This is a genomic window from Vibrio sp. RE86, assembly GCF_013114545.1.
In the GTDB taxonomy this organism is placed as follows: domain Bacteria; phylum Pseudomonadota; class Gammaproteobacteria; order Enterobacterales; family Vibrionaceae; genus Vibrio.
This window is the reverse complement of the sequence record NZ_VTXI01000033.1, coordinates 1-15,250: the sequence shown is the minus strand read 5'-3', so window position 1 is coordinate 15,250 and position 15,250 is coordinate 1. Positions and strand designations below refer to the sequence as shown.

The 15,250-nt window shown below is 44.1% G+C and carries 13 protein-coding genes and 3 tRNA genes; 1 reads left to right on the top strand and 15 read right to left on the bottom strand.

Annotated elements, in window-relative coordinates; translation table 11 throughout:
• Positions 1 to 439 precede the first annotated feature (439 nt).
• The 4 genes from F0231_RS20125 to F0231_RS20110 form a co-directional block, all read right to left on the bottom strand.
• Entirely contained in the window at positions 440 to 1,696 is a 1,257-nt protein-coding gene (locus F0231_RS20125) for a DUF3391 domain-containing protein (RefSeq protein ID WP_171761463.1), read from the bottom strand.
• A gap of 124 nt (positions 1,697 to 1,820) precedes the next feature.
• Positions 1,821 to 2,228, bottom strand: a complete 408-nt coding sequence (locus tag F0231_RS20120) for a VOC family protein (protein ID WP_171761462.1) — start codon at positions 2,226 to 2,228, stop codon at positions 1,821 to 1,823.
• A 198-nt stretch (positions 2,229 to 2,426) separates the two neighbouring features.
• Positions 2,427 to 3,122, bottom strand: a complete 696-nt coding sequence (locus F0231_RS20115; RefSeq protein WP_171761461.1) for a VC0807 family protein — start codon at positions 3,120 to 3,122, stop codon at positions 2,427 to 2,429.
• Positions 3,123 to 3,335: 213 nt separating this feature from the next.
• Positions 3,336 to 3,420 (bottom strand) — tRNA-Leu (locus F0231_RS20110).
• Between the two features lie 192 nt (positions 3,421 to 3,612).
• On the opposite strand from F0231_RS20110, the gene F0231_RS20105 reads away from it, so the two are divergent.
• Positions 3,613 to 4,089: an RDD family protein gene (locus F0231_RS20105; RefSeq protein ID WP_171761460.1), complete on the top strand. Its 477-nt coding sequence runs from the start codon at positions 3,613 to 3,615 to the stop codon at positions 4,087 to 4,089.
• Positions 4,090 to 4,144: 55 nt separating this feature from the next.
• On the opposite strand, the gene luxS is transcribed toward F0231_RS20105, so the two are convergent.
• From luxS to F0231_RS20050, 11 genes are all read right to left on the bottom strand, one after another.
• Positions 4,145 to 4,663: an S-ribosylhomocysteine lyase gene (gene luxS, locus F0231_RS20100; RefSeq protein WP_171761459.1), complete on the bottom strand. Its 519-nt coding sequence runs from the start codon at positions 4,661 to 4,663 to the stop codon at positions 4,145 to 4,147.
• A 24-nt stretch (positions 4,664 to 4,687) separates the two neighbouring features.
• Positions 4,688 to 5,287, bottom strand: a complete 600-nt coding sequence (locus tag F0231_RS20095; protein ID WP_367613491.1) for a hypothetical protein — start codon at positions 5,285 to 5,287, stop codon at positions 4,688 to 4,690.
• 8 nt (positions 5,288 to 5,295) lie between these two features.
• Positions 5,296 to 6,864, bottom strand: a complete 1,569-nt coding sequence (gene gshA / locus F0231_RS20090) for a glutamate--cysteine ligase (RefSeq protein ID WP_171761458.1) — start codon at positions 6,862 to 6,864, stop codon at positions 5,296 to 5,298.
• A 109-nt stretch (positions 6,865 to 6,973) separates the two neighbouring features.
• Entirely contained in the window at positions 6,974 to 9,832 is a 2,859-nt protein-coding gene (locus F0231_RS20085) for a pitrilysin family protein (RefSeq protein ID WP_171761457.1), read from the bottom strand.
• 9 nt (positions 9,833 to 9,841) lie between these two features.
• Positions 9,842 to 10,303 carry a YqaA family protein gene (locus F0231_RS20080; RefSeq protein WP_171761456.1) on the bottom strand — a complete coding sequence of 154 codons (462 nt, stop codon included), beginning with the start codon at positions 10,301 to 10,303 and terminating at the stop codon, positions 9,842 to 9,844.
• Positions 10,297 to 11,247, bottom strand: a complete 951-nt coding sequence (locus tag F0231_RS20075) for an NADP-dependent oxidoreductase (protein ID WP_171761455.1) — start codon at positions 11,245 to 11,247, stop codon at positions 10,297 to 10,299. Before F0231_RS20075 ends, F0231_RS20080 begins: the two co-directional genes overlap by 7 nt.
• Before the next feature lie 117 nt (positions 11,248 to 11,364).
• Positions 11,365 to 12,495, bottom strand: coding sequence for a sodium ion-translocating decarboxylase subunit beta (locus F0231_RS20070; RefSeq protein ID WP_171761454.1), 1,131 nt, complete (start codon positions 12,493 to 12,495; stop codon positions 11,365 to 11,367).
• Positions 12,496 to 12,504: 9 nt separating this feature from the next.
• Entirely contained in the window at positions 12,505 to 14,292 is a 1,788-nt protein-coding gene (gene oadA / locus F0231_RS20065) for a sodium-extruding oxaloacetate decarboxylase subunit alpha (RefSeq protein ID WP_171761453.1), read from the bottom strand.
• Positions 14,293 to 14,323: 31 nt separating this feature from the next.
• Entirely contained in the window at positions 14,324 to 14,578 is a 255-nt protein-coding gene (locus F0231_RS20060) for an oxaloacetate decarboxylase subunit gamma (RefSeq protein ID WP_171761452.1), read from the bottom strand.
• Between the two features lie 445 nt (positions 14,579 to 15,023).
• A tRNA-Arg gene (locus tag F0231_RS20055) sits at positions 15,024 to 15,100 on the bottom strand.
• Positions 15,101 to 15,165: 65 nt separating this feature from the next.
• Positions 15,166 to 15,242, bottom strand: a tRNA-Arg gene (locus F0231_RS20050).
• Positions 15,243 to 15,250: the final 8 nt, after the last annotated feature.

Genomic DNA, 15,250 nt, shown 5'->3' with positions numbered 1-15,250 from the left:
GTTGGTCACTTCGTTTCATTGAAACCTAATTTGAAACCGAAGTTTCTAATTGGATTATCATCAACGAGTGCCCACACAGATTGATAGGTTTATATTGTTAAAGAACATTCCTTTAAGAATTAAGCTTTAGTGCTTTCTCTCAAAGTGGACGTGCATTCTAGCGCTTTAAGCTTCAGTGTCAAACACTTTTTTGAAGTTTTTCTCAATTTCTTTTTAGAAGAAGTTGAGAAGCTAAATTGTCTTATTCGCCCTACTGACTTAACGCTGAAGCCTTGTGGGCTCTGCCGTGTCAGTGGAAGCGCATTATAGGGAGTTCCTTTTTGAAGGCAAGCAAAAAACAGCATTTATTCATAAAAAAAGGCTTAAGTGTTTATATATCACTCAAAGCCTTATTTATACCCATAATACACATAGATTATTCACATTTGACTGTGGATAACTACTCATCTGAGTCAAAGAAGTAAGATATTCGAGAGCGCGGATTCAGATACTCTCGAACTTTATCTGGCAGTTTATTCGGAAGGATTGCATTCACTATCTTAATTTCTTTCTCAGCTAAGTCGATGATAGGTGCTTGTGTCCTTGGCACTGACGGGTCGTAGATTAAGACATTTGGAAAAAGGATATTTCTTGAATTTACGGATATGACTAACCCAACCATATCATTAGATAATTGGACGACCGTGCCTGGCGGGTAGATGCCCATGAACTTAATCAGCAAACTGAGGTTTTCATTACTATAAAGATGCTTACAGTTCTTATATAGATGAGAAAGCGCGACATAAGGTATCTTTTGTTCGCTAGGAATATTACTGTGGCACAAGTTATCGTATGCATTAGCAACGGCGACGATTTGTGTATACCTATCGATACTCTCTTCTTTTAATCCATCAGGGTACCCCGAACCATCATTCATCTCATGATGTTGAGCAATGACCGTTCGGGCACTTTCGGGAAAGCTATCCATATTGGCTGCAATCTCAAGCCCATACTTGGTATGAAGTTTAAGATAGTTCTTCTCTGGTTCAGTAAGCGGGGTCTGTTTACGAAGTATTGCAGTCGGGACTTTGACCTTCCCCATATCATGAAATAAAGAAGCAAAAGCCACTTCCTTGATCTCATCTGCGCTGAACTTTTTCGCTTTGGCAATCATCATCGCCACTACCGATACATTAAGGGAGTGGAAATAAATGTCTTCAAACTCGCTTTTGCCATTCATTAGATGAAGCGTAACGTTGTCATCACTTAGTAATTTATCAACGATGTCATTAACCAATTGGCTCGCTTCATCAACCGCTTGTTCAGGTCGGTTACGAATCTTATTCATCACCGCGCGCATCCTTGAGAGAGAGCGTTCAAACTCTTTCTCACAATTGATGACTCTTCTACGGTAAGCACTCAGCTTTTCGATCCTATCTTGCTTCTCTTTCCAAAGCTTTTCCGCTTCTAGATCTACCTCACTAGGAGAGACCTCTTCACTGGCTTCTCTGTTAGCAGACGGAGGCAGAGGTTCAGTATCACTTTGGTTAGGGTTTATGAAGACGTGCTTAATACCAAGATGTCGAATAAGTCGGATCTGTTCGTCATCTTTCACTTTAAAGCTATTAAATAGGAAGGGGTGCTCATTCCATTTCACTGGAAGTCTGATGTGCAACCCAGGCTGAAGCCTATCTACGGTGATTTTTACACTTGCCACGATTTATATACAATTATCCATTACTGCTTAATTTATAATTTTAGAGTAATGGTATTGCGAAATCACTACCCATCTATCGATATGAGATATAGATAAGGGCAATTTCATTGGAAAATATGTTTCGTTATTTAACGAGATCGCAATGCAACATCCAACGAACGCCAAATTGGTCTTCTACTTTACCGAAGCGCGCGCCCCAAAAAGTATCTTCCAAAGGCATCATTACATGCCCGCCTTCTAACAGTTTGTCGTACAGGCGCGCTTGTTCATTGAGGTCATCAAGCACAATCGATAGCGCGATGTTATTCCCCGTGAGCTCTTTTGCAACCATGCCGTCTGACAACATGAGCTTTAACCCAAATGCTTCAAATTCCGCATGCATAACCCAATTAGGGTCAGCACCTTCGATTTCTTGAGGGGCATCTTTAAAAAGTTGCTTAGAAACCACAACTCCGCCAAAACACTTACGATAAAACTCTAGCGCCTCTTCACACCGGCCAGCAAAAAATAGATATGGGGTAACTTGGTACATTTACGCTCTCCATTGCTTTCGTTAATTAAATCATAGACAAGCAATTGAAATATCGCATGAAAATTTAATTCAATTGTTCTTTGGGCATCACTTCATTCTCACATTGGTGATCAGTCTTGAGTTTTTGTGTATGGCACTATTTTGTTTTCAACGTCCAAAAACAATAAAGCCCAACGAAGTGGCTAGGCTTTAAATGGATTATTTAGTGTGGAATATCTGCTCTGTCTCGAGCGAAGTCATTGCGCGAATCTGTCTCCACACATAGTAGAAGATACCAAACATCATCAACATACTTGGGATGGCGATAATTGGGTAACTGTATAGCGTTAACTTACCAAGCTCTTCATTAAATTCAGGCGTTCCAGCAGGGCTTGTTACAATCCAAGTAGCTAAGAAATAATTCATAGCTGAAGAGAAGGCAAACGTACTAGCAAATAGATAATTAGATGACATCAAACAGCGCTCGAATGCCGCTGTCTTACCGTTTTCATTTAAGCGTTCTTTAATCACAGAGAGATTTAGAACAGTATCATTTAAGATCATTTTCTGCATAAATGGGTAGCGAGTAAAAGTAGAGCCCAACACAGCCAGACCAATAAGGCCTGGGATCAGAGCCTCTTTTAATGCCAACCATCGAGTATCCAGTTCCAGTAAACCAATACCACCAGTTAGCAACACACTGACAAAACCCAATGCTGCGATGAAGTTAAACTTCTTATTGCGAATAAGGTCCATCAAACCATACGCAATCGGAAAAGCTAATGCAACGATCAACGCCATTACTGTTCCCAAATGCTCTTCACCACTGAACTTCATCAAGATCAATGATGGGATAAATACGTTAAAAAGAATCTCAAACAATGGATTCGATTTTTTCGCCGTCGTGTTACTCATAATTTCCTACTAACTTTACTCTTGTCGGCTGTGACTTTGTTTCGAGGGGCAGTGTTTATCGCCTAGCGCAAGATGTAAAGGATTAAAACGTCGAGTTGTGTAACGACTTATGAAATAGGAATGTTATTGGACTGAAATGAAAATAGGACAGAGTTTGTGAGGGAGCAAATACAACAAAGCCCCGACATGAGTCGAGGCTTTGTTGTTTAAATATGGTACCGGTAGGCGGACTTGAACCGCCACGCCCGAAGGCAACGGATTTTGAATCCGTCGTGTATACCAATTTCACCATACCGGCATCTTGGGGCATTGCCCTTTGATGCTTGGCATTATACGTAAGCTTATTGAACGTGCAAGAGCAAAAGACTGAATTGCTTGCTGTTTGCCGATAAAATCGCCATAAATTGATAAGCTGTGCGCAAGGTCTCTTTTCAGATTAAAACTGAAGCTTTATTCTTTCGCCTTATTTTCTTTTAGGTAAGTAGGCTCTATGTCAACGACTGACACTTTGCCACCAGCGGGACTATTTCGACGCTTAGGTGCACTCTTTTATGACGGGTTAATTATTATTGCGGTTGAGATGATGGCGGCGGGAGTCATTGTCGCTTTACTGCATGCTTTGATGGCGATGGGGATCTTTCATGCTGCTGGCTATGCAGATGTGAGTGATTTTCTGACCAATCACCCAATTTGGAGCCCGGTATACACCGCGTATCTTGCCTTTGTATGGATATACTTCTTTGTTTTCTTCTGGACTCGTGCTGGCCAAACACTCGGCATGCGAGCTTGGAAACTCCACTTACGTAGTAACGACGGTTCGGCGGTCTCGGTTACTCAAGCATTGATAAGAATCGGTACATCTGGCTTTGGCTTGGCAAACTTTACTGTCCCTCTCGATCCTAAAAAGCGTGGCTTTCACGATATCTGGGCTAAAACAGAAGTTGTCGTTCTACCCAAAGCAAACTAATCATCACAAACAAAAAAGGAAGGCATTCTGCCTTCCTTTTCTTTCAAACTCATCGCTAGTCTACTTTTAACTCTTTCAGCATCGTTTCTGGTAGCGCCAACTCATCGTTTTTGTTTACCGAAATACCCGCAGCTAAAATCGCTTCTGCAATTTGCTTTGCTTCATCTAGTGAATGCATCGCAGCTGTACCACACTGATATTCATTCAGTTCTGGAATCTTGTTTTGACTTTCTACTTTCAGTACATCTTGCATAGCAGCTAACCATGCATCGGCCACTTGCTGCTCTTGAGGCGTACCAATTAAGCTCATGTAGAAACCTGTACGGCATCCCATTGGAGAGATATCAATAATTTCTACATTGTCACCGTTAAGGTGATTACGCATAAAGCCAGCATATAGGTGCTCAAGCGTGTGAATTCCTTTCTCAGACAAAATGTCTTTATTTGGTGCGGTAAAGCGTAGGTCGAAAACGGTAATCGTATCACCTTTTGGTGTTGTCATTGTCTTCGCTACACGAACAGCAGGTGCATTCATTCGTGTATGATCTACGGTAAAACTATCTAATAACGGCATTGTCCTTCTCCATCTTTACTGCGCTCAAAAGAACCAGCTTCTATTGTCTTCTAATTCTTGTCGGCATTGCTTCAGTTGCCAACCGTAATCCTTTGCTTGTTGCTCAACTCGACGAGCGATCTTAATCAATGAGGGCTTAGCTTGATAGCTTTTACGCTTATAGCCTCCTCTGCCTTCATGATAAGCAAGATATTGATTGTAGGTATCCCATTTAGAAATACCTAACTGCCTTTGCGTTTCATTTGTATACCAACCGATAAACATTAATGAATCAGCAAAGTTTGTTCGTGAACCACCATGGTCAGTTGCTTTTTGAAAGTCTTCCCACGCTGGGTCTTGAGCCTGTGCGTAACCATAAGCACTGCTCACTCGCCCCCATGGGATGAAACCAAGTAAATAATCCTTAGGTGGTCTAGCATCATGTCTAAAGCTACTCTCTTGTTTGACAATAGCCATCGAGACTTGAATGGGTGTCCCCCACTCCTCTTGCATGTCTAGAGCATCGTCATACCAGCTTGGGTGTTCTCGAAATATCTCACAAAGATTAGACTGATTTTTAGGTGGCGGTGTTGCACAGCCACCTAGTACCACCAAACTCAGTATGAGAGAGCACGTTCTTTTCACAGTTTTGCCTAACCTTTCAAGTAAGCAAAGTAGTCCTCTAGGAAGTCATCAAAGTTCAGACTATCTGAATCTTCAACTTCTTTCTGAGCAACACGCGAACGCTCAACTTCTGTTTCCATTTCAACAGCACTGTAAGTACGGTACTGGTGATCAAGGTGTTGGTTACGATATTGCTTACCCAATTCACAACCAACTTTACCCAAACCACCCAGCTCAATGGTGTCTGCCAATAGCTGGCCGGAAACGGTTTTCTCAGGGTTATCAATCCAAGAGAGTAGTTTGTAGCAAACAGCTTGATATTCATCGCCGCCATTAGCCGCATCCATCTGCTCTGCGATTTGCACAAGCTCAACAAACACTCGTTTCGCCCAGTCTTGCAGAGTAAGCACTTCACCTTGGCAGCCAATTTGTAGTTCTAATCCTAGTTTACGCCCTTCAACAATGACTTTGTTCCAGTTTTCACGCCAGCATGCCTGCTCACAGTGATCCATTGGTTCAGAGTCCGTTAAAGCTGCCCATGCGAGGAATAGATCAAGAAAACGTACTTGGTCTTCATTAATACCCACTGAGCTATAAGGGTTCACATCAAGCGAACGTACTTCAATGTACTCGACACCACCACGTGCTAACGCTTCTGACGGTTTTTCGCCAGATTTCGCCACGCGCTTAGGTCGAATAGGAGCATACAGCTCATTCTCGATCTGAAGTACATTGCTGTTAAGCTGACGGTACTCACCATCCACTTTGACGCCAATCTCAGCAAACTCATCAGATGGTGTTCGAATAGCTGTGTTTAGACCTTCTAAATACTCGTCCAAACTATTGAAACCGATTTTTAACGCACTTTGAGCACTGTTGGTGTAGCCCAAATCACTCATACGCAATGAAGTCGCGTGCGGTAAGTAAAGCGTGCCACCGACTTTTTCAAACGGTAGCTTGGTATCACGACCTTGAATGAACGAAGAGCAAAGTGCTGGCGATGCACCAAAGAAATATGGGATTAACCACCCGAAACGGTAATAGTTTCGGATGAGGCCAAAGTAAGCCTCTGATTTACTCGATTGGCGTTCATCTTCAGTTTGCTCACCAAACAGCTGATCCCAAAATGTCTCTGGGAATGAGAAATTAAAGTGCACACCTGAAATGATCTGCATCAGACTGCCGTAACGTCTTTTTAAACCCTCTCGATAGAGCGTTTTCATTTTGCCTGAGTTCGACGAGCCATACTGCGCTAAGTTGATGTCATCTTCAGCGCCGACATAACAAGGCATAGACAATGGCCACATCTTTTCTTCACCCAGTTTGGTTTGAGTGAAGTGGTGAATGTCTTCTAGTTGCGCCTGCAAAGTCGAAATATCGGATGAAACTGGCGTGATGAACTCCAAAAGAGATTCAGAAAAGTCAGTCGTAATCCAGTTATTGGCATAAGCCGAACCAAGCTCACTTGGGTGAGGAGTTGTCGCGAGGTGACCATCTTGTTGATAGCGTAAAGTTTCGCGTTCAACACCACGTCCAAAACTCTTAAATACATCTGGGTTTTGTGCAACTCGCTCAAGTCGCGCAGCAAATTCAGTCAAAATGAGGTTCGCTTATATCAGTGGTTTGGTAGAGATACCAAACTGGCTAAACAAATTTATAAAGGGTGAGCCGTGTCACCCTTTCGTTATTCACTATGTTATGTGTACTCTAACGGATGATTTCAAGCTCTTCTATCGGAATCTGTAAACTTTCTAGTTGTGGCTTCAGCGTTTTCGCATCACCAACCACAATAATCTGATAGTCATTTGGATCAAACCACTTAGCGGCTAGTTTATCTAAAACCGTCTTATCTACAGTATCGACAATCTCATTGCGCTGCTTGAGGTAGTCTTCATCCAAACTATAGGCAAGAATACTATTTAACAGCCCAGCTTTCTGTGAAGGCGTTTCATACTTTAGAGCATCTTGTTGACCGACTGCTAAGCGTAAAAATTTCATCTCTTCATCGGTCATACCTGATTGACTGTACTCATTCAGCTCATTTTTCATCTCTTGAATAGAAGGAATGGTTGAATCAGCGCGCACTTGAGCAGAAAAGACGATAGCGCCTACTTCTCGATTAGAGGCTAAGTAACCGCTCGCTCCATACGTATAACCTTTATCTTCACGCAGATTTTGGTTGATGCGACTGTTGAAATTGCCCGCTAGATTAAAGTTCGCCAATTGAGTTAAGTACACTTCACCCGTCGCATCAAACGGCAGCCCTTGACGAACCATACGAACGACACTTTGTGGCGCACCCGGTTTATCAATTAAGTACACTTTCTGCTGATCAAGCGGTTTAACAAGTTGAGGCCTTAGAAGAGGCGCCACTTCACCTTGCCAATTTTCAATAAACGCTAACTCTTGTTTCACTTTGCGTTTGTTGATGTCTCCGACAATCACGATCTGCGCGCCTTGAGGCGTGTAGTGCTGCTTATAAAACGCCTTGACGTCCTCTAATGTTAGCTCAGCCACTGATGCTTCAGTACCATCGCTCGGGCGTTGATAGACTGAACCAGAGAATAGAACCTGTCGAGTCGCTTGAGACGCTAGCCAACTCGGCTTTTGATGTTGATAGACCAAACCCTCTAACATCTGTTTTTTAATACGAGAAAAATCTTGCTCTCTGAATGCAGGTTTGAACAAAACCTCTTCAACGATGGTCAGTGTTTCCGTCAGGTTTTTCTCTAAACTAGAAACTGAAATGCTGGTTGTGTAATTACCCGCGTTGATAGATATAGTGCTTCCTAGCTTATCAAGCCTCGCTTGAAGCTCTTCAAGCGATGAGTCTGTGGTCGCTTCTTGCATCATCGACGCAGTCAAATTCGCCAAGCCTTCCTTGCCTGATTTAACGTAACGCTCTCCGGCAGGGAAACGAATTTCAAGTTGCACAGTCGGCGTTTCAGAACTGACCGTTCCTAATAGCTCCGCCCCATTATCGAAATACAAACGATAAAGGTCAGGCATTTGAGCTTTCACCCCTTGAGCAACCTCTGGCATCACTGAACGGTCAAAATCATCCGTTGCTTTGCGGTAGACGAGTTGGTCTTCTGTCACTTCCTGATAATCAGGTAAAGTGCGAGGAGGGGTTACAAACGTTGCATCCCTAGCAGCCAACTCAGGTTTACCCCTTGGTACTACACTCAACGCTACTTTAGGGTGACCATTAACGAAAGTCTTGTAGCTATCCATAACTGACTCTGGCGTAACAGCGCGAATTTGCTCTAGCTGAGTCTGAATACGGTCAGGTGTTGAAAAGAACGTCTCGTTTGATGCTAGTTGAGACACCTTGCCACGCACGCTTTGCAAGGCAAAAACGGCATTCGCTTCTGCCATACCAGTGATTTGTTCAAGGCGTGCTTCATCCCCCCCTTTCGCTTCGAATTCATTCAATGTTTGCATCAGCTCTTGATATAAAGGTTCCAGCGCACCTTTTTCGCCCGATGGAGCCATAGCGTAGACATAGAAGTTACACGATAATTCAGCACAGTCTTGGAACGCACCTGCATCAACCGCTTTTTGCGTCTTCACTAATTTTTGGTACAACAAACTATTAGCACCATTGCCTAGCACATTCGCCAATGCGTTAAGAGAAGCTTGCTCCTCCGCACCATTGTATTTCGTTGGCCAACCTATCATCAGCATCGGTTGCTGAATGCGATCTTCGAGCGTGATGTAACGGTCTTCTGTTAACTGAGCGGGTTGCTTGGGCGCACTTTCAACCTCTGGGCCTTTCGGGATCGAGCCGAAGTACTTGTTGATCCATTCCAATGTTTGTTCGGTATCAATATCACCACCGATGGTTAAAACAGCATTGTTTGGCCCGTACCAACGTAAGAAAAACGCTTTGAGATCGTTGACGTTGACACGTTCAAGGTCTTCCACATAACCGATCGTTTGCCACGAGTACGGGTGGCCCTCAGGATACATGGCTTCGCCAATTCTTTCCCACATCAAGCCATACGGTCGGTTGTCATAGTTTTGCGCGCGTTCGTTTTTGACCGTATCTCGTTGGATCTCAAACTTTCTTTGAGACACTGCATCGAGTAAAAAGCCCATACGATCAGACTCAAGCCAGAGCATTTTTTCTAACTGATTGGATGGGACAGTTTCAAAGTAGTTAGTGCGATCGCGGTTGGTGGTGCCGTTTAACGTTCCACCGGCTTCAGTAATGATCTTAAAGTGCTCTTGATCACCCACGTTCTCACTTCCTTGGAACATCATGTGTTCAAAGAAATGAGCAAAACCAGACTTACCGACCTCTTCTCGAGCGGACCCCACATGGTAAGTCACATCTACATGAACCAAAGGATCGGAGTCATCAAGAGACAGAATGACCGTTAAGCCATTGTCTAATTCGTATTTGGAGTATGGGATCATCGCCTTGCCAGGTTCAGCATTAACCTCTTCAATGAGCGTCACGCCTTCAGGCAGCGATGAGAAAAAAGGAACAGAAGGTATGTTGCTAGAAGAGCAACCGTAAAGTGCGACAAGAGAAAATGCACCAAGCCAAATCTTTCTCATGACATCCCCTTAGAAAAAACCGTAAAAAATTGCCGCTAACAAGCTGTATCGAATCGCTTTGCCAATCAAGATTAGCCAAAAACAAGGCCAAAAGCGCATTCGTAACCAACCTGCAGCCAGACATAAAGGGTCACCAATAATAGGCAACCAACTAAAAAGTAGTGACCAATAGCCATATTTATTTAGCCATAATAAGGCTTTATGACCATGTTTTTCGTTTTGAGTTCTATTTGGTAACCACAACCCAAGCCAATAGTTGGTTAAACCACCAAGGGTATTTCCCAAGGTAGCTACAGTAATGACAATAAATGTTGTGTATTGATTGAGGCTCAGCGTGGCAATTAAACCTGCTTCAGAGCCTCCGGGTAGTAGTGTCGCACTGAGGAAACCACTGAAAAACAGTACCCACAGTGCGGAATCAGAAAACCATAGTGCGAACGATTCAAAAGCGCTGTTAAACGCTTCTAGCATTGCATATCAAGCAAGACCTTGCCTCTCGTGTGTCCAGTTTCGATTTGTTTGTGAGCATCAATGACTTGAGTCATCGGGAAGATTTGTTGAATCTCCGTTTTAACTAAGCCAACACTCACCATATACAGCAAAGCATCGAGTTGTTCAGGATTAGGATCAACCAACATCCCTGAGGCTTCAAAACCAAGTAGCTTAGCTTTTTCACAAATTAGCTCAGCTGTGAGCGTTGGTACTGTGACAACCTTTGCACCATCTTTCAGACACTTAAGCGCATCCAACGCAGCATCTCCCCCCACTAGGTCAATAAGGACATCCGCTTCTTCAACTCGCTCGGAGACTGGGGCAAATTGGTAATTAACCGCATGTGCCCCAAGTGTGGCCATATAATCTAAATTTGCTTCACTACACGTCGTGAACACTTCTGCTTTTGCAGCTACCGCAATTTGAATGGCAATATGTCCCACTCCGCCTGCACCAGCAAGGATCAACACTCGTTGACCTTCTGACACTCCAGCTTTATCAAGAGCTTGAAGTGCTGTTTGCCCAGCTAATGGTAATACCGCGGCCGCTTCAAGTGTGATGGCATCAGGAACCAAACTCAGCGCTGTTTCAGGAACACTAATGTATTGGCTGTAACCTCCTCCCAAAAGTGGAAAACCAATGAAACCAGCAACATTGTCTCCAACTGAGAAACGCTCTGTTTGCTCGCCTAAAGAGACCACTTCACCAGATATATCGTAGCCAGGAACCCAAGGTAAGTTGTCTTTATTCTCAGATGCTGCCCAACCAAGGCCCGCACGCGTTTTAACATCGATAGGGTTAACGCCAGAGAAAGACACTTTAACTAAGACTTCACCGCTTTGAGGCTCGGGTATTGGTGATGTTTGGGTAACGAGAACCTCTGGCTCTCCAAATTTAGAGATTGCGATCTGTTTGTTTTCCATTTATTCCTGTCCCTATCGATACTAAAAAGGGATGCGAAAGCATCCCTTTGAATATATACCATTTATTGAGAGCTCGTTAGCCACTTGCTCTCAATTTAACCATTTACTTACAGGGCGCTAGCCTACCAGTGCAAGCAGAATACCTGCCGCAACCGCAGAGCCAAGTACCCCCGCAACATTAGGCCCCATTGCGTGCATAAGAAGGAAGTTCTGTGGGTTCGCATCCAAACCAACTTTATTCACAACTCGCGCTGCCATTGGTACGGCGGAAACACCTGCCGCACCAATCAGTGGGTTAATGTCTTCTTTAGAGAGCTTGTTCAATAGTTTTGCCATCAGTACGCCACCGGCAGTACCAATACTAAACGCGACGGCACCAAGAGCCAAAATACCCAAGGTCTCAACGTTTAGAAACTCTTCTGCCTGAAGCTTTGAACCAACACCTAGTCCGAGGAAGATCGTAACAATATTGATCAATTCGTTTTGGGCAGTTTTAGATAGGCGATCAACCACGCCCGCTTCACGCATCAAGTTACCTAGACAAAACATACCAACAAGTGGTGTAGCTGATGGCAGGAATAAGATCGTCATCAGTAGCACTGCAAGCGGAAATAGGATCTTTTCACCTTTACCCACATGACGTAGCTGCGCCATTTTGATCTTACGCTCTTCTGGTGTTGTCAGAGCATTCATGATTGGTGGCTGAATGATCGGCACCAACGCCATGTAGCTATACGCCGCAACAGCAATTGCACCCAATAGATCCGGTGAAAGCTGACTTGCAAGGAAGATAGCTGTCGGACCATCAGCACCACCAATAATCGCGATGGATGCTGCATCGGGCATGCTAAATTCCATACCTGGTACATAGTTAAGCAAGATCGCCCCAAATAGTGTTGCGAAAATGCCAAACTGAGCTGCAGCGCCTAACCATAAGGTTTTCGGGTTTGCGATAAGAGCACCAAAGTCAGTCATCGCACCGACACCAAGGAAAATCAGCAATGGGAAAATCCCAGATTCAATCCCGATGTAGTAAACGTAGTAGAGTAAACCACCTTCATCAGTAAAGCCTGCATTAGGTATATTCGCTAAGATTGCACCAAAACCAATCGGCAACAGCAGTAAAGGCTCAAAACCCTTACAAATCGCCAGAAATAGCAATGTACACCCAACCAAGATCATGCAGATCTGGCCAAATTCAAAGTTAGCGATCCCTGTTTCAGACCATAAGGTCATTAATCCGTCCATGATCTTCCCTTACGCCAGGCTCAGTAGTGGAGCACCCACTGTCACCGAATCACCCTCTTTAACGTGAAGGTCTTGAACAATACCACCGCGGGCGGCACGTACTTCAGTCTCCATCTTCATCGCTTCTAAGATAAGTAGAACATCACCTTCGGCTACTTGAGCACCGCTTTGTACATTAACCTTAAAGATGTTACCCGCCAAAGGAGCTGGAACCGTTTCGCTGTTACCCGCCGGAGCTGCTGGAGCTGCTGGAGCTGCCGCTGGTTGAGCATTTGCAGCAGGTGCTACAGATGTTAGCTGGCCTTGAGGGCCCACTTCTACATCGTAAACCTGACCATCAACTTTAACGCTGTATGCTTCAATACCACCTTGAGCAGGCTGAGCTTGCGGTGCAGCTGGAGCTTCTTCTAACCATGGAGCCGGTTCAAAGGCATCTGGGTTATGACGATTCTTAAGGAACTTAAGGCCAACTTGTGGGAATAACGCATAAGTCAGGACATCATCAACTGTATCTTCCGCCAGTGAAATACCTTCCTCTTTCGCTTTGTTTAGTAACTCATCTGTCAGCGAGTTCATCTCCGCTTCAAGAAGATCGGCTGGGCGGCAAGTGATTGGCTCAGCACCATCTAATACTTTCGCTTGCAATGCTTCATTGAGTTCTGCTGGCGCTGCACCGTATTCACCTTTCAGTAGACCTACAGTCTCTTTGGTGATGCTCTTGTAGCGCTCACCTGTTAGTACATTGATTACGGCTTGAGTACCAACAATCTGAGAAGTAGGCGTCACCAGAGGAATGTAACCCAAATCTTCACGTACGCGAGGGATCTCTTCTAACACTTCATCTAGCTTATCCGCTGCGCCCTGCTCTTTAAGCTGGCCTTCCATATTAGTCAGCATACCGCCAGGAACCTGAGCGATCAAAATACGAGAATCGACACCTTTTAGCTGGCCTTCGAACTTAGCGTACTTCTTACGAACTTCACGGAAGTAAGCCGCAATTGGTTCGATTTGATCGAGCTTGAGGTTAGTATCACGCTCTGTACCTTGAAGCATCGCCACAACCGTTTCCGTTGGTGTGTGACCATAAGTACAACTCATTGACGAAATAGCCGTATCCAGAATATCAACGCCAGCTTCTACTGCTTTCACTGCGGTTGCCGTTGAAAGACCAGTGGTCGCATGACAGTGAAGCGCAAGAGGAATATCTGTCGATGCTTTAATACGAGTGATTAGCTCTTCTGCTTCATAAGGCTTTAAAAGACCTGACATATCTTTAATACATAAAGAATGGCAACCTAAGTCTTCTAAACGTTTAGCAAGATCAACCCATGTATCAATGTTGTGAACAGGGCTCGTGGTGTAAGAGAGCGTACCCTGAGCATGGGCACCTACATCTACTACCGCTTTAACGGCTTTCTCAAAGTTACGTACATCATTCATCGCGTCAAAAATACGGAATACATCCATACCATTTGCGTGTGCACGCTCAACAAACTTCTCAACCACATCATCTGCATAGTGGCGGTAGCCTAAAAGGTTTTGACCGCGCAGTAGCATTTGCATTGGTGTATTTGGCATTGCTTTCTTCAACGCGCGTAAACGCTCCCAAGGATCTTCTCCTAAGAAACGAATACACGAATCAAATGTTGCACCGCCCCATGTTTCTAGAGACCAGTAACCGACCTTATCGAGCTCTTCAGCGATAGGTAACATATCCTCTAGACGCATACGTGTCGCAAATAGCGATTGATGGGCGTCACGAAGGACCACGTCCGTTAAAGCGAGTGGTTTAGACATGCTCATTAACTCCTTTTAATCCTTCTAGATACTACTTAGCTGTAGAGGCACGGTACTGGTGCACAGCAGCAGAGATTGCCGCCACTACGTTTGGGCTAACAGCAGAAGGTGATTGAACTTTGTTATTTTGATTTGGTGTAGCGATCGGCTCTGGCACTTCTTCTGGCACCAGTTTTGACATTAGCCGAACGAGATAGACAAGAATAGTTAGGAATATAAACACAACAACCATCCCTGTAAGCATGAGGGTTGCAGCATCTACTAGCAGGCTTCCAATATTATCCATTTTTGCATCCTTTCTTTGTCGTCCTGACAAGGCATTAGGTGTATTGCTAAAAACATCATGTTTTATCAAAGCAAACACTAACGAAACCCAGTTAACTTGGGTGATCTTGATGCCAGAATTTGTTCTCAAAAATCTGACATGAGGCCTAGGATTATCTCGATTGGTTAAACTTTGTCAATTTTGTTTAAGGAGCTATTGAGGATAAAGCACAAATCTAGGGAATTATTCGTCACGCAAATCACATAAATCTGCAATATGTGCGCAATCAAGAATAAATAACTGCGAGTTTTATAGCGTTTCTTAGTAAGAGAGACTGAGTGGCTTTGAGGGGTAAAAAGCGAGAAAAAGTCCTTACTAAACAACAGATTGTAAATAGTAAGTTTCAATAATGTTACTAAACTGTAAATAAAAAAGCCCTGCTATTTCTAGCAGGGCTCTTATATAGTGGCGCGTCCTGGAGGATTCGAACCTCCGACCGCCTGGTTCGTAGCCAGGTACTCTATCCAGCTGAGCTAAGGACGCACAGGTTTCGATATCACTTTTGCAATATCAGGGTTTCACTTTATTGAGAATGAAAACCTAAAGAGTGGCGCGCTCTGGAGGATTCGAACCTCCGACCGCCTGGTTCGTAGCCAGGTACTCTATCCAGCTGAGCTAAGAGCGCACGGGTTT

Bases quoted from the DNA above. Each gene is read 5' to 3' on its own strand.
- F0231_RS20120 (WP_171761462.1), bottom strand. From the start codon at position 2,228: ATGTACCAAGTTACCCCATATCTATTTTTTGCTGGCCGGTGTGAAGAG.
- F0231_RS20115 (WP_171761461.1), bottom strand. From the start codon at position 3,122: ATGAGTAACACGACGGCGAAAAAATCGAATCCATTGTTTGAGATTCTT.
- F0231_RS20105 (WP_171761460.1), top strand. From the start codon at position 3,613: ATGTCAACGACTGACACTTTGCCACCAGCGGGACTATTTCGACGCTTA.
- luxS (WP_171761459.1), bottom strand. From the start codon at position 4,663: ATGCCGTTATTAGATAGTTTTACCGTAGATCATACACGAATGAATGCA.
- F0231_RS20085 (WP_171761457.1), bottom strand. From the start codon at position 9,832: ATGAGAAAGATTTGGCTTGGTGCATTTTCTCTTGTCGCACTTTACGGT.
- F0231_RS20080 (WP_171761456.1), bottom strand. From the start codon at position 10,303: ATGCTAGAAGCGTTTAACAGCGCTTTTGAATCGTTCGCACTATGGTTT.
- F0231_RS20075 (WP_171761455.1), bottom strand. From the start codon at position 11,247: ATGGAAAACAAACAGATCGCAATCTCTAAATTTGGAGAGCCAGAGGTT.
- F0231_RS20070 (WP_171761454.1), bottom strand. From the start codon at position 12,495: ATGGACGGATTAATGACCTTATGGTCTGAAACAGGGATCGCTAACTTT.
- oadA (WP_171761453.1), bottom strand. From the start codon at position 14,292: ATGTCTAAACCACTCGCTTTAACGGACGTGGTCCTTCGTGACGCCCAT.
- F0231_RS20060 (WP_171761452.1), bottom strand. From the start codon at position 14,578: ATGGATAATATTGGAAGCCTGCTAGTAGATGCTGCAACCCTCATGCTT.